This is a genomic window from Aquimarina sp. MAR_2010_214, from assembly GCF_002846555.1.
GTDB lineage: Bacteria > Bacteroidota > Bacteroidia > Flavobacteriales > Flavobacteriaceae > Aquimarina.
On the sequence record NZ_PJMS01000001.1, the window covers coordinates 1,231,672 to 1,252,896 of the forward strand.

The following is a 21,225-nucleotide window of genomic DNA, read 5'->3' on the forward strand; positions in this document are numbered from 1 at the left end:
ATTAAAATTATGGCAACGACGTACAAAACACCAGGGGTCTATATCGAGGAGATTGTAAAATTTCCTCCATCCGTAGCCCAAGTAGAAACCGCGATACCAGCATTTATCGGATATACCGAAAAGGCTACTAAAAAAGTGGCAGATGATTTGCTTCTCAAACCCACGAGAATTACCTCTCTGTTAGAGTTCGAAACTTATTTTGGATTTCCACTACAAGAGGTTAATATAGAGGTAGATATATATGATGCTTTGGTAAATGGCGATGTAGAAAGAACCATAACCGTAGATCAAAATCAGGTAACAGCAGACCGACAACCTTATTTAATGTATTATGCATTACAGATGTATTTTGCAAATGGAGGAGGGCCTTGTTATATTGTTTCTGTAGGTAATTATTCCGGGGGAACGGTTCTATTTAATGACCTTAATGATGGTTTAGATTTATTACAAAAAGAAGATGAACCAACCTTGATCCTTTTTCCTGATGCTACAGCAATTGCGGATCCTAATGAATTTTTTGCATTATACAACAATGCATTGACACAATGTAATGATCTACAAGATCGGTTTACGATAATTGATACTTATACATACGATGATACTAGTGATGATCCTGTTGATGCATTACGATCAGGTGTAAACCTTGAAAAAGATTACCTGAAGTATGGAGCAGCATATTATCCTTATGTAGAAACAATTTTGGATTATAGTTATGATGAATCCAATGTAAGTATCAATCATACCAGTGAAGAAGAAACCCCAGAAAGTGTTGCGGCCATGGATGCGGCGGAACAGGCAGATACCGATATTCAGGGGCAATTAAATACTATTCCGGCTTTGGTTACAGCATTAACTGATGCAGAAGGACTTATCGACGATGGTACGAACGGAGAAGCTAATACGAATAGAGTAACGGTTACGGATACTATTCAACCTATTATAGATTCACTAAACGCAATAGTAGCAGCCGGATCGGCAGCCGTTGTAGCAGGAAATGCTGCGGGTGATGCAGGTGTTACAGCGGCTTCAGGAAACTTGAATACAGCTGTTACAGGTGGGGCAAATATTCCCACAATGATTACTGCTTTAGAAGGTCATATAGCAGCTATTATTGCAGCTCCCAATACCGCAGGAGGGGGAGGAACGGTAAAAACCGAATCAGCAGCAGCGGCAGCAGCGGTAACGAATGTAGAAGCTGATGTTCAGGCAATATTGGCACTTGTGAATCCGGCTTTAATAGCTGCAATAACGGCAGCTCAGGATGCAGATTCAACGATTACAGGAGCTTTGGATGGTCAAAACCTGGCAGCCCTGGAAAATGTAGACAGTAGTACATACAACAGAATAAAAGTAGAATTAGGAATTCTTCCATTAGAACTACCACCTAGTAGCGCTATGGCAGGAGTATATGCACGTGTGGATAGTGATCGTGGTGTATGGAAAGCACCTGCTAATGTAGGGGTAAATTATGTAATTAAACCTACCATAAAAATAACCAATGAGCAACAAGATCGTCTCAACGTGGATACCATAGCTGGTAAATCTGTTAATGCAATCCGAAATTTTACAGGAAAAGGAACCTTAGTTTGGGGAGCCAGAACCTTAGCGGGTAATGATAAAGAGTGGAGATATGTACCGGTAAGACGATTCTTTAATATGGCAGAAGAGTCTATTAAAAAGGCTACAGAACAATTTGTTTTCGAACCAAATGATGCCAATACCTGGGTGAGAGTAAAAGCAATGATCAATAATTTCCTAACACTACAATGGAGAGCAGGAGCATTAGCAGGACCAACACCAGATAAAGCATTTTATGTAAATGTAGGATTAGGAGAAACCATGACAGCCAATGATATCTTAGATGGTAATATGATTATAGAGATTGGAATGGCAGTAGTTCGTCCGGCAGAATTTATCATTCTTAAGTTCTCTCATAAAATGCAAGAAGCATAATCTTAATTAAAACGTAGTGTTTTTACAATAATCTAGACTTTAGTTTCTCTCCCAAAATGTGGTGAGACATGAGTCCGAATGATAGAGGGAATCCTTATCAGTATGAATGTTATGAAATAGAAATTAAACAATAGAAATAAATAATAATAAACAATAGAAATCATGGCAGAATATCCATTACCAAAGTTCCATTTTAAAGTAACCATAGGAGGTGATACCGAATTAAACTGCACCGAAGTATCAGGTTTAGATTTTGAAACCGAAATGATAGAATACAGAGGAGGAGGAGACAATGATTATTTCAAGAAAAAACAACCTGGAATGACCAAGTTTGCTAACATCTCGATCAAACGAGGAACATTTTTATCTACAAAAGGACAGTTCTTCGATATGTGGAAGAAAAATGTATTCTTCCAGGAAGGTGAGGAGCAATACCGAAGTGATCTTACCATTAGCTTACTAGATGAAAAACATGAACCTATAGTAACTTGGGAAGCATCTGATGCGTGGTTAATGAAGATCCAATCCACAGATTTAAAAGCTGATGGAAATGAGATCGCTATAGAATCTGCAGAGTTTGCAATTAACAGTCTTAAACTTGCTTCATAATGGCCATTTATTATCCACCCGTAGGATTTCATTTTAGTGTTGAGTTTACCGGCTTATCGACCAGTAACAAAGATCATCAATTTCAATCCGTTTCCGGATTGACCGTTGATGTCGAGACCGAAGATGTAACCGAAGGAGGAGAAAACAGATTCAAGCATAAAATTCCTGTGAGAACCAAATACCCTAATCTGGTATTAAAAAGAGGGTTATTGGTGGATTCTGATGTAGTAGATTGGTGTAAAAAAGCAGTAGAGAATTTTGACTTCGAACCGATTGATTTGATTGTCAAGTTGCTCAACGAAAAACACGAACCACTATTATCCTGGAATATAGTACACGCATATCCTATAAAATGGGCAATCGCAGATTTCAATGCAGAAGAAAGTAAAGTGGTCATAGAAACTATTGAATTAGCGTACAACTATTATAATACTATAGCATAACATGGGAGCAATTGAAATTAAAGAACTGCACATTAAAATTAATGTAGATAACGAGAAGAAATCATCTGCAGAGACTGCCGACTCTAAAAAGTCAGGAGCTAATAAAGATATGATTATCGCAGAATGTGTAGAACAGGTTATGAGAATCATAGCCAAACAAATCGAACGGTAGTCATGAGCAACGGAGAATTAACAAAACTTAAGGTCAAAGCGTATAGCGATCCTCAATTTAACAATGAGGTTGCGGATGGAGAGTTTACCACTTTGGTGAACCCTGAGAAGTATACGTTCAATTATAAGATAGAACAAAACGAAGATCAGGCATCAGGAACCAGTGATTTATCTCCTAAATTCAATAAAAAACTCCCGGAAAATATCGAGTTAGAGTTCCTTTTTGACAGAACCGGTGTTATTATACATTATGGAAGTAATCCTGATGAAAGTTCGGATGATACAGTATTTAAAGATAAAGGAGAAGGTGTCATCGATGATATCGAAAAGTTTAAAAAAGTAATTCTTGATTATAATGGTGATGAACATAAACCTAATTATGTAATGATCTATTGGGGTGCACTTTTATTTAAAGGAAGTCTCACCGAAATGAGTATCGATTTTAAGCTTTTTAAATCTGATGGTACTCCTATCAGAGCAGTTGCTAAGGCAAAATTTCAGGGATTTGCAGAAGACGACCTAAGAGTGGCGAAAGAGAATAATCAATCTCCTGACCTCACCCATTTACGCCTGGTAAAAGAAGGAGATACTTTACCATTGATGTCACATCGCATTTATGGAGATTCTAAATATTATCTCGAAGTAGCTAGAGTAAATGGAATAGCATCCTTTAGAAAACTAGAAGTAGGAAAAGAAATCTTTTTTCCACCTATTGAAAAAATATCATAACCATGGCAGAAGGTAGTGTAATACAAACATCAAAAAGCGCGGATTTAGTTACCCATAAGCTACTGGTTAGTGGAGAAGAACTGTCCAAGAAGTATCAGGTAAAAACGATTACTGTAGAAAAAGAAGTGAATAGAATTCCTACTGCTACAATTGTACTGATGGATGGAGAGCCTTCAAAACAAGATTTTGAACTAAGTAATGAAGAGCTATTAATACCAGGAACAGAAATTGAAGTTACAGCAGGATATCATTCAGATGAAGAGACTATTTTCAAAGGTATTGTAATCAAACACAACATTAAAGTCAGAACCAATGGATCCTATCTCATTCTGGAGTGCAAAGATGAAGCAGTTAAACTTACTATAGGTAGAAAGAGTAAATATTTCTACGAAAGCAAAGACAGCGAAATCATCGAGGAAATTATTGATACGTATGGAATTGATAAGGAAGTAGAAGATACCAATTATGAACATAAAGAATTGGTGCAGTACAATGTTTCTGATTGGGATTTTATGGTAAGTAGAGCACAAGCTAACGGAAAACTTTGTTTTGTAGATGATGGCAAGTTAAGTGTTAAGAAACCAGACTTTAGTTCAGAAGAAATAGAAACGGTGACTTTTGGAGGAACTATGCTGAATTTTGATGCAGAAATAGATGCCAGACACCAAATAGATAAGGTAACATCCTATAGCTGGAACTATGCTGATCAGGAATTGTTAGAAATAGAGGCAGTCGATCCAGCAGTATCATTAAATGGAAATCTGGAACCATCTGACTTGGCTTCAGTAGTAGCGTTAGAAAACTTAGAATTAAGACACGGAGGGGCACTTTCTACAACAGAATTACAAGATTGGAGTGATGCTAAATGGATGTTCCAACAATTATCTAAAATTAGAGGTCGGGTACAGTTTCAAGGAATTCCAGCGGTAAAACCAGGAACAATTCTGAACCTGCAAGGAGTAGGTGACCGTTTTAATGGTAAAGTTTATATCACAGGAATAAGCCATCATATTTCCGAAGGAAACTGGACGGTAGATGCGCAGTTTGGAATTAACCCAAAATGGTTTTCAGAAACGTATGATATCAATTCAATGCCAGCATCGGGGTTATTATCAGGGATCTGTGGATTGCAGGTAGGGATAGTAAGTCAATTAGAAGAAGATCCTGACGGAGAAGATAGAATCTTAGTACAATTGCCAATTGTAAATAACGAAGAACAAGGAATTTGGTGTCGTGTAGCATCATTAGATGCCGGAGAAAATAGAGGATCCTTTTTCAGGCCAGAAATTACAGACGAGGTAATTGTTGGATTTATCAATGATGATCCTAATGATGCGGTAGTTCTGGGAATGTTACATAGTAGTGCTAAGCCAGCACCTATAACCGCAAGTGATGATAATCACGAAAAAGGATTCATTACCAGAAGCGAAATGAAAATTCTTTTTGATGATGATAAAACATCCATATCTATTGAAACACCCGCAGGGAAAAAAGTGGTTTTGGATGAAGATGCAGGATCTATAGTGATAGAAGATGACAACTCCAATATCATTACCATAGACGATTCTGGAATAGCAATAGAAAGTGCGAGTGATATTAATATGACTGCCTCTGGAGATGTCAACATCGAAGGGACCAATGTAAATATTACCGCTAATGCACAATTCAAAGCAGAAGGATCAGCAGGAGTAGAAATGTCATCAAGCGCAACAGCAACTTTAAAAGGATCTTTAGTACAAATAAATTAAAAAAATATGCCACCAGCAGCAAGAATAACAGATATGCATACCTGTCCAATGGTTACAGGAGTCGTTCCTCACGTTGGAGGACCAATATTACCAGCAGGAGAACCGACAGTACTTATTGGAGGATTACCCGCAGCAAGAGTTGGTGATATGGCAACCTGTGTGGGCCCACCCGATACTATAATTATGGGATCAGGCACAGTATTGATTGGAGGAATGCCTGCAGCTCGTATGGGAGATACTACATCACATGGAGGGGTAATAGTATTGGGATTACCTACAGTATTAATAGGAGGATAATATAGAATTAAAATGGATACAAACGCATCATTTTTAGGAACAGGTTGGGGCTTTCCGCCAGAGTTCAATAAAAAAACAGAAGGAAAGGGAGAAGTAGTCATGTTATCTGATGAAATAGATATAAAAAGTAGTCTGGAGATTTTACTATCCACCCGTTTAGGAGAACGAATTATGGTTCCCAATTATGGCTGTAATCTGGATGAATTATTGTTTAAACCCTTAAACCTGACATTAAAAACTTTTGTCAAAGAATTGATCAAAAATGCGATCCTGTATTATGAACCCAGAATTGATGCAGAAAAAATACAGATAGATCAAACCAATGAATTAGATGGAGAACTATTGATCATTATTGATTACAGAGTTCGAGTGACCAATGCGAGAAACAATCTGGTATTCCCATTTTATAAACAAGAAGGAACGAATATTTAATAAGAACTAAGATGAGTTCTAAAAAAATAAGATACAATGAGTAGCAGTTGCGAACATAACGATTTATTGTTGATGAGAAATGGTACTTCTCAAAATCAACGTTGTATTGATGCTCTGGACCCGGGAAATATAAAATTACATAATCTGGATACAGAAGACTGGATGCGATTTGCCTTAAAGTTTTCTGAGAAAGTAAACTATTTTGATACTAAAACGAATACCCTTTCAGGTGATTGGGGTGACTTTTTTATCAAAGAAAGTGAGATTAAGGATTTTGTAGTAAAATTAACCGGTCTGGAAGAAACTGAGAATGATTCAAAAGTTTTAGAAAGCAATATACAACCACACCTTACACTGTTTGCAGCATTTCTAAAATTAACCTCTTTTTCTCAGGAAAGATTAAATGGTCTTTCTAAAAAACATCTGGACTTTTATTATAAAGAAGTACTAAAACTAGATAATAAAGCTCCCGTAGCTGATAAAGTTCATTTGCTATTTGAATTAGCCAAGAACGCCTCAGAGGTTAGAATAGAAGAAAATACCGCACTGGATGGCGGAAAGGATGGAAACGGAGCAAAACGTATTTATAAAACCAAAGACGAAATCATTGTCAATAAAGCCTCTGTGGCATCGTTGAGAAATGTATTTCACGAAGAAAACGTAGGAGTTAAGAACGCTTTTGTAGCCAATTCCTTCGATGGAATGGGAGAAGATTTTCCTGATGATGAGATAAGATGGTGGCCTTTTGGATATCCAACAAATACTCCTGGAGCAACCCAGGATACAGGATCTTACCCTGATTTGCCTTTTGCTAAAACAGGGTTTGGATTATCCTCTCCGGTTTTGCTACTCAAAGAAGGAAAACGAACCATAACATTCACTTTCGATCTAAGTTTGTTCAAGCTAGGGAGCTTAACAGAAAATGATTTAAGTGACATTCTGGAAGTATCATTTAGTGGAGAAAAAGAATGGGTACTAGGAACAATCATTACTAAAAAAAATAAACCCATTAATTTTCTGGATGACCCCTCTTCAATACAGGGTAAAATACTGAAAATAGTAGTATTGGTAGATGAAGGGTCAGACCCAATAATTCACTATAATCAAGAAGTGTTATTGGAGCCATATGCAACGATAAATCCCATAGCAAGATTTATTATTGATAACAACGAGGATAGTAATAAGGGAGATTTGTTTCAGCAGTTGTTTTCTAAAGCAACTGTCAATTCAATTACCATTGATGTTTCTGTAGCTGCAATACAAGATATTGTAGTAGAGAATGATCTGGGAGTTTTAGATGCTTCAAAACCATTTTTACCCTTTGGTCCACAGCCAGTAGTTGGATCTAATTTCTTTATCGGAATACCAGAAATTTTAGATAAAAACTGGAGCTCAATAACTGTTGACTTAAGTTGGAAAGACAAGCCAAAAGACTTTAGAGATAGATATTATGCGTATCGTGAAGAATTTTTAACGAACCTCACCAAAAGTATTTATAATCTAAAAGCTCCAGAACCGTCACCAACGGATAATTTAACAAACCTGACCAAAAGTATTTTTGATCTAAAAACTTCAGGATCGTCACCAACGGATAAATTTAAAGTAAATAAGGTGACACAAGAGTCTGAAGATAAGTTGATCAGAATAGTTACAGGAGAAGATTATTTTAAGGTAGATATAGATGTACTCCAAAATGGGGTTTGGGAAGAAATAAAAGAGTATGAACTATTTAAAGATTGGTTGATACAAAATTTCGAGAAAAAAGAATCGGTAAAGAAAATTTCTTTAAACCCAGATAAATTTGTTAGCGCAAAATCCAAAGCTTTTTCATCTTTAATAGGTCAGAGCGCAATTTTGCCTACAGGACAATCATTTATAGGTACTGAAAAAAAATCTCAGGAGAAACCAGAAAAAGCTCCCGAAAAATTCTCTGCAGCCAGTAAAAAAGGTTTTGTGAGAGTTACATTAAATCAATCTTTTTTACACTCATTGTTTCCCAGAATCTTTTCGGTAGCGATGTCTAAACCAGAAGAAGAAGACACTATTGTAATTCCTAATGAACCCTATACACCACAGGTAGAAACTATAAGTATAAGCTATAAAGCAACGGCTAGTACCATTGATAAAGAGATAAGTCTTTTTCATGAACATCCTTTTGGAATTTCTGAAGAAAATACGGCATTAAAGAAAGATTCTGTGTTAAAAGATTCGGATAGGGGGATTAAGTTATTGCCCACTTATAAAAAAGGGTCGCTGTTCATCGCTTTAGAAAATGCAGAAAATTTACAAACGGTATCTCTATTGGTTCAAACCTTGGAGGGAAGCGAAAACCCTGAGACTACTAATGATTTTGAAGAAGGAGAGAAGCTACAATGGTCAATTTTATGTGCTAATGAATGGTTAACATTGAATACCGATTATATCATTACTAATAATACCGATAATTTTTTAAAATCAGGTATTGTAAAACTTTCTATTCCTAAGCAAGCCACTAAAGATAATACGAAACTGCCTACAGGTTACTTTTGGCTTAAAGTAGATAATCCGAGAGATTTTGATACTGTAAGTCAACTTATGGATATCAAAGCACAAGCTGTATTAGCCCAATTCGAAGACAATAATAATGAGTTAAGTCATTTGCAATATGGAATTCCGGCAGGAACAATTTCTAAATTGGTAGAACGATTGGCAAATGTGAAAGGAGCTGTTCAGAATTTTGGATCCTCTGATGGAAAACTACAAGAAACGGATAAAGAATTTTACCAAAGAGTTAGTGAACGATCACGACATAAGCAACGAGCAACTACGCAATGGGATTATGAACATCTTATTTTACAAGAGTTCCCAGATATATATAAGGTTAATTGTTTGAATCACACTTCTTCAAATTCATTTTTATCACCAGGAAATGTAACCTTGATTGTGATACCAAATACGATCAATCAAAACGTATATGACCCTTATAAACCTAGAGTTAGCAAAGCAAAGAGGAATGAAATACAGAGCTTTATCAATCAACTAAATACGCTCCATGTAACTGCTGAGGTGATTAATCCGATCTATGAAGAAGTACAGGTAACCCTGAAAGCAAAATTCTACGAGGGTAAAGATGAGAATTTCTACTCAACACAATTACAGAAGGATATTGCGCAACTCTTAGCGCCGTGGGCTTTTGAGAAAACATCTGTTATAAATTTTGGAATCACACTTCATGAAAGTGTAGTTATAGATTACATCGAGAAATTGGAGTATGTGGATTACATAAAAGATTTTCAGTTAAAAAAAGAAACAGGTACAACGAATAATGGTGTTAAGATATTTTCTACGGTAAAGAAAGTAGTGCCTTCCAGTGCTAAAGTGATTCTTACCTCTGTAAAATACACTAAGCATAAAGTAGACGCTGTCACACCAGAAGAAGGTTGCACAGTATTAACATCAGCATCATAATTATAGAATAATGAAGGAAACGATATCCATACCGAAGAATGTAAATACGGGAGATGATCTCGATTACGGATACCTGAGAGAAATAGGTGTTGACTATATCGAAAAGATCGGAAGCCAGTTATGGACAGATTATAATGTTCATGATCCGGGAGTAACCATTCTGGAAATGCTATCCTATGCTATAACAGATCTTTCTCAGCGAATAGAAATGCCCATTCAGAATTTACTGGCATCAGAAAAGAACAATCTGGCTAAAATGCATGAACAGTTTTTGTCTGCAATACATATTCTACCCTCCAAGCCAATAACAGCATTGGATTACAGAAATTTATTCGTTCATGTGGCCGGTGTTAAAAATGCCTGGATCAAGGCGCATGATCAATACATTTATATTAATTGTAAAAAGCATCCAGCAGAACTTTCGTATATCCCTTTCGGTGAAACTCAGACTGCACCAGCGCCTTTTAAACTTCAGGGACTTAATGATATTATTTTGGATCTCGAAGAGGAAGTAGAAAATTCGGATACTATTATTAAAGCAATAAGAAATCTATATCATCAAAACAGAAACTTATGTGAAGATGTGGTGGATGTTACACTTATAAAAGAAGACCCTATTGCCATTTGTGCATATATAGACCTGGAACCTGGAGCAGATGAAGAATATATTTTAGCATTGATCTATCGAGCTATTGATCATTATTTTTCTCCTTCTATTAATTTCTATTCTCTGCAGCAAATGTTTGATAAAGGATATACAACCGATCAAATATTTGAAGGCCCTATTCCCTTTACTGGTGCGTGTGTAGATGTCGACAATGTAAGAGGAGGATTCATAGATAAAGAAGAACTCATAGCAGCTGATCTCAGAAAAGAAGTACGACTATCGGATATTATTCAATTGATTATGAATATCGAAGGAGTACATGTAATAAAAGATATTTCCATTGGTAATTGTGATGGGAAACTTGGGTTAGAAGGTTCATGGAATATATGTGTCAAAGATTGGCATAAACCGATACGATGTGATAAAAGTACATTTAATTTCACCAAAGGATTACTCCCAATTGGTATTAATGAAGTTAAAGTAGAAGAGCATTTAAAAGAATTAAAAGCTGAAGAAAAAGAAAAACAACAAAGCGTCAGTATAGAAGATGTAGAAATCCCTCTGGGAACATACCAAAACCCTGAAAGTTACACCACTATTCAGAATGATTTTCCGGATACGTATGGAATTTCTCCATTTGGATTACCCGGAAACGCAAAAAAAGCAAGAAAGGCTAAAGCAAAGCAACTAAAAGCCTATTTGTTGTTTTTTGATCAATTACTGGCGAATTACTTTAAACACTTGTCCAAGGTAAAAGATTTACTATCCATTGATGAGGATCTAAAAAAACTATATATAAATAATATAGTCCTAACAGAGGAAGAAGAACTAAAAGCAAAGCAAACTTTTTATACGCAACAAGTAGAGGACATTGCTGGCATCGAAACTATAGTTACTGATCACACGAAATACGACCAGGATCTTATTCATATTATGAACGAAATAAAAGGAGAGGATACTGGCAATACCATTTTTTATGAAAGAAGAAACGAATTATTGGATCACCTGATTAGTCGTTTTGCAGAACGTTTTGGAGATTACGTATTTATCATGAAGTCGCTTTATGGCGATAATGATAGTGCTAATGATGAGATTCTACGAGCCAAGTTGAGTTTTTTACAAGATTACCAGGAAATTAGTTGTGCTCGTGGGTTAGGGTTTAATTATTGCCATCCAGAAACTACAGCAACCGATAACGGTATATGGGACACTTCTAATGTTTCGGGTGCACAAAAAAGAATTTCTAAACTGCTTGGAATATTAGATTACCAAAGAAGGGATTTAGCGACCGAATTCTTAGAAGTCTATGATGAACTTGATGAAGATGGAATTACAGAGTATAGATGGAGAATAAAAAATGAATCCCAGATACTGCTATCATCAAGTAAACATTACCATACGTTAGACAAAGCCTTTGAAGAATTATATCTGGCATATCATTTAGCTAAAAACTCGGATAATTATGATTTTAAATTAACAGAAGATGAGACACAAACGTATTTCAATTTAATCAATCCTGCGATTACAGATTTAGAAAATGAAGATCGGATTATTGCCAGAAGAATTGCCTTTACCGATACGCTCGAGGAAGGAATTGAAGCCAGAGATACGCTAATAGAATTGATAAAGGGTATCAATGCAGATGAAGGCATGTACATTATAGAGCATATACTATTGCGCCCGGATATCAATAATCTAAATCAGTTTGATCCCAACCCTCCGGATGAGTTATTACCAGATGCAGGTTCACAAGATTTTATGCCGACCTGTTTAGATTCAGATTGTAAATCCTGTAGTCCTGTCGACCCGTATTCATTTAGAGTTACAATAGTGTTGCCGGGTTGGACACAGCGATTTGGAAATAAGGATTTTAGGACATTCGCAGAGCAATTGATTCGAGAAGAACTACCAGCTCACATTTTAGCAAAAATCTGCTGGATAGGATACCCAAAAGGTTTGGTGCCAGATGAGGAAAATGGAATGCTAAACTTACAAGAAAAGTATAAAACCTTTTTAGAGCAATTGCATTGTGATACTACCATTGAAACAAAAGAAGATATAGAAAATTATAGAACTACAGTAAACGAACTTGTTGACTGTATGAATAGTGTACATACAATTTACCACACCGGAAAATTACATGATTGTGATAATGAGGATACAGAAGAATCTGGTAACAAAATAATATTAGGAAGAACGAATATTGGCAACCTTTAAAAAAGAACAAAAATCATGGCAACAATAAAATTAGAAGAAATCACAACACAATACCGATCATTTGTCGATGATCAGGTACTGACTGCAGAACAACTCAATACAATAATAGATTATTTTGAAGATCAAAATAGGTTGACACGTATTTGTTTAAGTGGAGTAGGGGTCGTGTGTGGGTTAGAGGTAAACTATGTTGAGAATAGTTCAATCACCGTATCCAACGGGTGTGGAGTAACCACAGATGGAGATTTGATTAAGTACGTAGCACAAACATACACGCATTTCAGATCTTTCGAAGATAGAGATGCCGAGTATACTAAGTTTACAGGGATCGATGATATTAGAGAATTATTAACTACAGAAGAATCCGAAACTGCTGAAGGAGCTGCTTTATTGGATACAATAGAGGATCTAGAAGATAAGGTTGTAGTACTTTACCTGGAAAATTATTCAAAAGAAGAGACGCCATGTACTTCTACGGATTGTGATACACAAGGAGAGGAACAGGTTGCCAAAATTAGAATACTACTGTTATCTAAAACTAATGTAGAGACCATTAGTAATAAAACCAACGATCCTATATTTGACAAACATAATAATACTAAAAAATTCATTAACCTTCCTGAATTACCAGTAAAACGAGTAATTCTAAAAAACAATTATGTAACGAATGCTTCAGGAAATACAATTATTTCTCAAAACTCCAATACCGCCAATTATTTTAGATTAAAGAATAGTTATTTTGAAGTTATTAAAAACACTCCTATTCTTACAGATCTAAAAGCAGGAATAACCAGGTTGTTTACAGATTTTAAAGTCTTATTGGATACAGATTCTTTAGTAGTAAGTACATCATCTGTAATTAATGATAATATTACCACGCTTTTCAATTTTACTTCCAAAAATATTCCATTAGATATACAGTATCGATATGATATATTAAAAGATTTGATATATACATATAATGAAATCAAATGTCTTTTATTTGATTTAAGAGTAGTTTGCTGTCCCAATAAAAACTCATTCCCAAAGCATTTACTATTGGCTGAGTTAACATCTCAGGAAGAATATCTGGAATGCAGACATCGTTTTTATCCAACACCAATAATTTCTCATGGTAAAGAAAAACTAGAAGAAATTAGAAATCTAATACTTCGTATGCATTATATGTTAGAGGAATATAATATCCCGCAATCTGCATTAATCGAAGTTAAGGTAGTACCATCTAATAATTACGATCAGGCATTGAGCAAACGCGCTATCCCGTATTATTTTAGAAGTACAAAAAACCTAATTGAGAATTGGGATTACGATAAGACCAAAAAATATGAAGCAGATCGAAACCTGGGGCATCAAAGCGCGAATTTGTCATCTAATGATGAAATCCAAAACCCTTTGGATTATGATATATGTAGTAATGATTTTTATAGAATCGAAGGGCATCTGGGAAAAGATTATCGCACGGCAATAAAGGATCTGGATACGATAAAGAACGAAAAAGGACTAGCATTCGATATTAAGGTATTAAGTATTGATGAAACTTTAGAAAGCTTAGATTTTTCTGATTATAAATGTCAGTTTGATGACCTAAATGTAGTCTTAAAAGCATGGAGAGCAGAGCAAAATTGTTTAAATGCCAGTGTAGCAAAGTTCTTTTCGGGTTTTAGCTTAAACGATAAGGGGAAACATAAGTTTTATAGAGTGAATGATTTTGAGCAATCTTCAGCAGCAGCATTGGATACCGCCTCAGAAACAACATTCACTGCAGAAAGAACATTATTAGCACCGATAAGCGCTACATCAACAAGAGGTCTTTCTCTGGATACGTTAGCATTACAGAGTACATTTGGAGATATCGGAGGGTTTCAAGCAACATATAATGTTGATACTGTAGTTGAGGATAATTTGGTAAAGGATAATGATGTACTGGGAAAAATAATAGATAAAGCGATTAAGGAAAAACCAGAAGGTTCTGCAGAAGATATCATAGCAGTTATCAAAAAAGATATAGATGAAGATCCGGTAATAGCCACTTGGGAGGCTGAAATAAAAGAAGTAGCAATAAATCAACCAGCAGAAATTTTGGCATTTACTAAAGTGGCAACCCGATTTATTCCTAATGATGTTCAGGAAATGGATATCAAGAGAATTAATGATTATAAAATCACGGTAGAAAATCTTTGCGAAAGAGTTGAGGCATATAAAAAAAGAACCACAGGATTGCTCTATTCTAATGTGTCCAGTTATAGAAGAGCTGGATTTGAACAGCAATATGCGTTATTACTAAACCAATTATCAATTAACTGTTGTGCTGCAGAAAAAATTGAAATTCTGTTAGCAGAAATACAAAAGAGAAAAGAAGAAGTGCTCTCTCAGAAGTTATTATCTAAGTTTGTTGAAAAACACACAGGATTAGAGCATAAAGCAGGAGTAAAACCTGGAGGAACCTTTGTAATGGTTTACAAAGGAAAAACACCACTGATTAGAAGAGTAAATACATTATCCTTAGCAAATACGGCAGTTTTACCAACAGCATTTTCGGCAAGCAATTTATCATTGGCTAGTACGATTAATACTTCTTCCTTTGGCACTGCAGCTATCAACCCTACGTTGGCTATCAACCCTTCTATAACAGCTATTGATCCAGGCTTATCTGCGATAAATACTAATCTTTTGGATTTTACCAGGTTTGGAGATTTGTTATTGCCTCCAATTGCCAATGTAACAGAAAATACAGTAGTTGCAGATTTTTCATTGCCATATAGTTGTTGTTCTGATTGTTCACCAACCGCATTTATTATACCTAAACAACCTGTATCCTTGAGATTACCTGTAGATTATCTATGTCTGGATGATAATACCACACCAATAGCATTTGAGGTAATACCAGCGGATGGAATTGTTGCTGAAGATGTAGAAGAAGGACTTAATGGCGGAGTTGTTCAGACTGACGGTAAGTTTTTCTTTGATGCTACACAGATAAGCACAGAGTTATTAAGCAAAGAAATCAAGTTTACAGTAAACGATCAATTTACAGAAGCAAAAATTACGGTGTATAGAAAACCAGAATTTGATTTTATTAATTCAGAACCAAAGTATTCTGATGACAATACATTAGCTTCTGTAAACTTTACGGTTCAAGGAGTTGATCTTCCAACAGGGGTTAAATATTTATGGGATTTTGGAGATAACACATTACCAAATAATAGAACAGACGAAAATCCAAGACATGAATATAAGTTACCAGTAAACGATAAGAATCTGGTTACCGTAGAATTAACAATTACCAATGGTAAATGCAGTAATACAGTTTCGCACGATATACAATTCGAGGTAGCTGTAGTGGACAGGCAATGTATTAATGATGCTACTAAGGTTGTTGAAAATGGAAGAGATGAGTTAGCTCAGTTCAATGATATGTCACAAGAGTTAATTAGAGATATTTTCGAGCCTACTCTTACTCAGTATAAAGAGATAAGGGAGAGAGTAGAAGAATTTGTAAACGGAGAGTTTAATGGAGAACTCTTAGAAAGGTTTAGACCTTTAATTCTTGTAACAGCCGAAGCTATTATTAAGAGAATAGAAGCTCAAGATAGTTTTGAATTCTTTGCATTGATCAACATCTTTAGACTACAGGTACAATTATTCTATACAATTTTATGCTGCCAATCTATTGATCAGATTGAAGAATCTAGAAGCCTAATAGAGGATGTGCTGGCAGATATTAGTTCAGCATTAACAGATTTCAGAAACAATCAAATGAGTATAGATAAAGAGGAAAAATTGAGAAAATTCCTAGAGACTACGCTACAAAAAGTAGAAGATAAAGACCTTCTTGTGGAGAGAATCAAAGAACAATTAGAATTATTAATATGAACACTCCAAAACATATTATAAACAAGATACTCTTTGAGGTAAATACATCAGATACAAAAATAGCGTATTACCTTAAGGATAACCTGGATACTTTTATAAAACAAAGTATGCTTCCGGTAATGGAAAGTTGTTTTAACTCAATCTCAGAAAATAAAAATCATAATCTAAGATTTGACAAATTGGAGTTGAATATTGATAGTGTTAATGTAAAAGATCAAGTACAATTACAATTAGATATTCTCAAATCGCTTCAGAAACAACTATTGATTACACAGAAATCTGAAGAAGGTAAAACAAGTGATTCCTCATTTTCAATTGTTAATAAAGAGAAAAACGATGTAGATACATTTTTTCATTTTCTAAAAACAGGACAACATCCTTGGTGGAATTCTAATATGGATCTTTTTAGCACAGAATTCATTGCTAACCTAGTTTCAAATAAAAGTTTTAAAACGAAACTAAAAAAAACAGTACAGAATAAAACCGTTAGACAGCGATTGATTTATCAGTTTGAAGATAAATTGTTGTCACAAATATTGGGAAAAAAAGGCGCTTCTAAAAATATTTCGGATAATATATCCAGAAATCAATATTGGGAAGTAATCACCAAATATGTGATGGATGAGAATATTACCAGCTTAAAAAAAGGACTGGGTAATTTGTTTTTGAAGGTTAGAAGCGAAGAGGTTGAAAAAGATAGAATTTCAAATGAGTTTTTATCATTAGAATTAAAGAAACTTTCTAATTCGATATCTATTAAAACAATCCTTCTTGAAAAGGTAAAAGAAGAAGTTTTAAAAGCATTTAAATCTAAAAAAGGAAATAAAATTTCAGAGAAGAATCTTGTTACTGAGATACAGAAAATTGTAAAAGAACAAATAGATAAGAAAACTTTAGCTCATTTGGTAGGGATCATAATAAAAGAAAGTATCAGAGTGCAGCAAATACACCTTGAAACAATAACCAAAGAGATAGTATCCATAACATCCGCTATGATTTCAAAAAAACTAGATTTTTCAGAGATTAAAGAGATGAAAACACTTACAAAAGATTTGCACACTGATAAACAACAAGAAGAAATACAAATAGATACTGGAGAATACGAAAGCGAAGTATATATCAAAAATGCTGGCTTGGTACTGGTTCATCCATATTTGAATTTATTCTTTGAAGCTGCAAAAATGACTGATGATAAGGGAAATATAAAACCAGATGAAAGAGAGAAAGCAGTTCATCTACTTCATTATTTGGCAACAAAAGATGAAAACCCATCAGAAAGTAGTTTGGTATTCGAAAAGTTTTTATGTGGTTTTCCTATTCATAAACCGATTCAGAGAACGGTTAAACTATCCAAAAACTTAAAAAAAGAAGCGGAGGATTTATTGAATTCAGTATTAAAATATTGGGGTGCACTTAAAAATACTTCTCCAGATGGATTAAGAGAAGGATTCATAAAACGAGAGGGGAAATTGGTCTTAGGGGATGAATCCAAGTATAGAGTGATTGTAGAGAAAAAAACACAGGATATCCTGTTAGAAAAATTACCGTGGAATCACACATTGATTAGACTTCCATGGATTGATAAATTAGTCTTTGTAGAATGGTAAGGTGTTTATACATACGCTAATTCACAGGCAATTATAAAAAATAGGTAGACTTATGAAAACCTCACTTTACATATTAGTATTGTTTGTAATAACAATGGCTCTTTTATTTCGGTTTGATATATCCATATTGGAGTTCAAATCTATAGAAGACATCGACCTAAGTACATTATTACTTTCATTTCCGATAGTATTGGCACTTGTAGAAAGGTTTAATGAACTTTTTATCATCAAGAAAAAAGACAAGAATAAGCTCGATGAGGATAGTGAAAAACAAGTTTCCAAAAAGAATTTTATACTGGCGACACATACTTCATTTGCAGTGGGATTATTGCTGGCAATTGTTGGATTTAGAATTATAGAGACCTTTATGAATCCACCATATGAATCAGAATTATTTCAAGGTGTACTGTTTAGGGGTTTGGATTGCATACTAACAGCTTCTGTGATTGCAGGAGGAACAGATGGGTGGCATCAATTGGTAAGTCTTATCAGTGATGTTACCAAAGCAAAAAGAAAAGAAGCAAAAGAAGAAATATCATGAGGCTAAACAGAAGGAAAAAACCAATAAATCAAACTCAAAATAAAGGATCTTTTATTCAACCAAAGTTGAAGGTGGGTAAACCTGGAGATAAATACGAGGTTGAAGCAGATAAAATGGCAGATCAAGTCGTTAGTAAAAGTTCATCAAACTCAGACGGAGCAATCCAAAAAAAAGGAGGCTCTGAAGAAGAAGTACAACAAAAACCATTGGCATCTTCTATTACTCCATTAGTACAAACAAGCATGTTTAAAGATAGAAAAGAAGGAGGAGTTCAGAAGATGGAAGAGGAAGAACCTGTTCAGGCTATGGAGGAAGAGGAATCTGTTCAAGCTATGGAAGAAGAGGAACCTGTTCAAGCTATGGAAGAAGAGGAACCTGTTCAAGCTATGGAAGAAGAGGAACCAGTACAAGCAAAATGCGCAGCATGTGAAAATGAAGGAGAGGTTCAAGCTATGGAAGAGGAAGGTATTCAAACCAAGTCAGAAAACCCTAATACTGCTGGATCAATAGAGTCTAAACTTAATACTAGTAGTAAAGGAAATAAATTGTCTGGTGATACTAAAAATGAAATGGAATCAGGTTTTGGAGCAGATTTCAGTCATGTAAACATTCATACAGATAGTAATGCTGTACAAATGAGTCAAGAATTAGGAGCGCAGGCCTTTACACATGGTACTGATATATATTTTAATAAGGGAAAATACAATCCAAGTTCTAAAGATGGAAAACATTTATTAGCGCATGAACTGACACATACCATCCAGCAGAGAGGTATGGTACAACAAAAAAGAATAAATAAAAAAAGAAATCCCGCGATACAACTTCAAAAAAAGCCGAAATGTGTTCGCCCTATTAAGTGGAAACATAAAAATGCCAGAAAACATGGAGCAAATGCAATTAGAATTGATATAAATTGGAAAAGTAGTACAGGAGCTTTAGCAGATCTATCTAACTGCACGGTTAGAGAAGTAGTCAAATATGGCAAAATACCTAACCCACCATTTACATGGACACCACCAAATCCAACAATACTTAGTGTAGCAGGAACTAGTGGTGCCGCAATGGATACACACAGCTATCCTCCCGGAATTGCGAGTCTCTCAAAAAAATATGGAAAAATGATTGCAACTCAGGTATACCAATGGAAATGTACTGGACCTAATTGTGATAGTAAATGGCATACTTTTCCCGGTCAGCGGTATACTATTAGAAGAACAGTATATAGAATAAAAGGAACAACAAAATGGTTTTATAGAATTGTGAAATATGGAGGTTCAGGTTTTAAATCTGCGAGAAGGGTGAAAATACCATAAAATGAATTCATTTTCATGAATAAAGTACAGATCATTATAATAAACACCATTTTCTGTTTAACAATAATAATACCTATAAAAATGGATAAAACTCAGGAATCTTCTCTTGCAGGTTGTTTTCAACTTGATAAAAGCAACTACTGTATAAACGAAAATATTTGGTTGGACTTTAGCATAGAAAATACATCCAAAAAAGAAGTCTATGTGTTTTTTCAAAAAGAAGAACCAGAAGAGATAAAGATAGAGGTAAAGGAATCCAAAGGATATGCAATGAACTCAAACAAACAAGAGTTAGGTATAAGTCTACTACCAGAATATGAGTTGAAACCTGGAAAAGAATTATCTACTAAATATCTTTTGAACCATTGGATAGAGTTTGAAAAAAAGGGAATATATACAATTACCGTTTCTATCAATATTGAATATAACGGAATTAGTATAAAGAGCAATCAATCAAAGGATTTAAACAAAACAGAAACGATTACTTCTATAATTTCATTAGAAATAACAGAATAAAACATGAATAGAAAGTACAAAAATGAATGAAAAATGAAAGTCTTATAAAAAATGAAACCATGGAAACAATATTAAACGACTTACATCTGTATGAATTGGTACTATTATTTTTAGGAATTTTTCTATTCCTGATTTTGAGTGCTGGCTTAGTGTATTACATTATAAGAAAAGAAGAGATTAAAAAATTATTGTTTTTTTTTCCAATACCCATTTTAATGATAGGATATCCCAGTGTACAAGAAGTAACCATCTCAGGAGATAAAATCGCATTCTCAAAATATCAAGATGAGTATATTCAGAATCCAAAGGATACAGTTGTAAAACAAAAATTAGAAGCCCTAACAGAAAAATTAGAAGAACGAGCACAAACACCAGAAGATATTTTGCAAATCAGTAAAGCAAAATTATTGTTAGGGAATACCAAAGAAGCAATAGAATATGCTGATAAAGCAATTGAGGTAGAAAAAGAAGATGCTGATAATGAAACAGCTTCATCAGATACCCATACTCAAAAAACTAAAACGACTACCCAAGCAAAACAATTAAGACAATTAGCCCAAATTCAGGATTTAGTTGTGAATGAAAAAGATACTACACTGTTCAATAACAAAATAAGAAACATGAAAGTTAATGAGCAATTAAAAGGTACTGAGAAAATAGTACAAAGAAACGCTATAAATGGTATAACCAAAAAAGTAAAGAGAAAAATTAATCATTAATGA

Annotated in this window: 16 protein-coding genes; all 16 read left to right on the forward strand. The window is 34.7% G+C overall.

Translation table 11 applies throughout. The features are described 5' to 3' along the window. Positions 1-9: 9 nt before the first annotated feature. The 16 genes from ATE84_RS05465 to ATE84_RS05535 all read left to right on the forward strand — a co-directional run bounded on the left by ATE84_RS05465 (position 10) and on the right by ATE84_RS05535 (position 21,222). Positions 10-1,953, forward strand: a complete 1,944-nt coding sequence (locus tag ATE84_RS05465; RefSeq protein WP_101446512.1) for a phage tail sheath C-terminal domain-containing protein — start codon at positions 10-12, stop codon at positions 1,951-1,953. 162 nt (positions 1,954-2,115) lie between these two features. Continuing rightward, complete coding sequence (locus ATE84_RS05470) at positions 2,116-2,562, forward strand: phage tail protein (protein WP_101446514.1); 447 nt, start codon at positions 2,116-2,118, stop codon at positions 2,560-2,562. Beyond that, a complete protein-coding gene (locus ATE84_RS05475) occupies positions 2,562-3,005 on the forward strand; it encodes a phage tail protein (RefSeq protein ID WP_101446516.1) in 444 nt (147 codons plus the stop codon). Before ATE84_RS05470 ends, ATE84_RS05475 begins: the two co-directional genes overlap by 1 nt. Position 3,006: 1 nt before the next feature. Next, positions 3,007-3,177, forward strand: coding sequence for a DUF5908 family protein (locus ATE84_RS26450; RefSeq protein WP_199176856.1), 171 nt, complete (start codon positions 3,007-3,009; stop codon positions 3,175-3,177). A gap of 2 nt (positions 3,178-3,179) precedes the next feature. Then, positions 3,180-3,905: a hypothetical protein gene (locus ATE84_RS05480; RefSeq protein ID WP_101446518.1), complete on the forward strand. Its 726-nt coding sequence runs from the start codon at positions 3,180-3,182 to the stop codon at positions 3,903-3,905. A gap of 2 nt (positions 3,906-3,907) precedes the next feature. Next, positions 3,908-5,653: a type VI secretion system tip protein VgrG gene (gene vgrG / locus ATE84_RS05485; RefSeq protein WP_101446520.1), complete on the forward strand. Its 1,746-nt coding sequence runs from the start codon at positions 3,908-3,910 to the stop codon at positions 5,651-5,653. Positions 5,654-5,659: 6 nt separating this feature from the next. Then, on the forward strand, positions 5,660-5,950 hold the full coding sequence (locus tag ATE84_RS05490; protein ID WP_101446522.1) for a PAAR domain-containing protein: 291 nt from the start codon (positions 5,660-5,662) through the stop codon (positions 5,948-5,950). 12 nt (positions 5,951-5,962) lie between these two features. Continuing rightward, positions 5,963-6,382, forward strand: coding sequence for a GPW/gp25 family protein (locus ATE84_RS05495; protein WP_101446524.1), 420 nt, complete (start codon positions 5,963-5,965; stop codon positions 6,380-6,382). 36 nt (positions 6,383-6,418) lie between these two features. Continuing rightward, positions 6,419-9,829: a baseplate J/gp47 family protein gene (locus tag ATE84_RS05500; RefSeq protein WP_101446526.1), complete on the forward strand. Its 3,411-nt coding sequence runs from the start codon at positions 6,419-6,421 to the stop codon at positions 9,827-9,829. 10 nt (positions 9,830-9,839) lie between these two features. Then, positions 9,840-12,653 (forward strand): hypothetical protein, encoded by a 2,814-nt coding sequence (locus ATE84_RS05505; protein ID WP_101446528.1) that lies wholly within the window; start codon positions 9,840-9,842, stop codon positions 12,651-12,653. Between the two features lie 15 nt (positions 12,654-12,668). Beyond that, a complete protein-coding gene (locus tag ATE84_RS05510; protein WP_101446530.1) occupies positions 12,669-16,526 on the forward strand; it encodes a hypothetical protein in 3,858 nt (1,285 codons plus the stop codon). Then, entirely contained in the window at positions 16,523-18,133 is a 1,611-nt protein-coding gene (locus ATE84_RS05515) for a contractile injection system tape measure protein (protein WP_101446532.1), read from the forward strand. Before ATE84_RS05510 ends, ATE84_RS05515 begins: the two co-directional genes overlap by 4 nt. Before the next feature lie 52 nt (positions 18,134-18,185). Then, positions 18,186-18,674, forward strand: coding sequence for a hypothetical protein (locus ATE84_RS05520; RefSeq protein WP_101446534.1), 489 nt, complete (start codon positions 18,186-18,188; stop codon positions 18,672-18,674). Further along, the gene (locus ATE84_RS05525; protein ID WP_101446536.1) at positions 18,671-19,987 is read left to right on the forward strand and encodes a DUF4157 domain-containing protein; all 1,317 of its coding nucleotides are present in this window, start codon (positions 18,671-18,673) and stop codon (positions 19,985-19,987) included. Before ATE84_RS05520 ends, ATE84_RS05525 begins: the two co-directional genes overlap by 4 nt. 81 nt (positions 19,988-20,068) lie before the next feature. Next, on the forward strand, positions 20,069-20,503 hold the full coding sequence (locus ATE84_RS05530; protein ID WP_101446538.1) for a hypothetical protein: 435 nt from the start codon (positions 20,069-20,071) through the stop codon (positions 20,501-20,503). 59 nt (positions 20,504-20,562) lie between these two features. Then, a complete protein-coding gene (locus ATE84_RS05535) occupies positions 20,563-21,222 on the forward strand; it encodes a hypothetical protein (RefSeq protein WP_143273578.1) in 660 nt (219 codons plus the stop codon). Positions 21,223-21,225 lie beyond the last annotated feature (3 nt).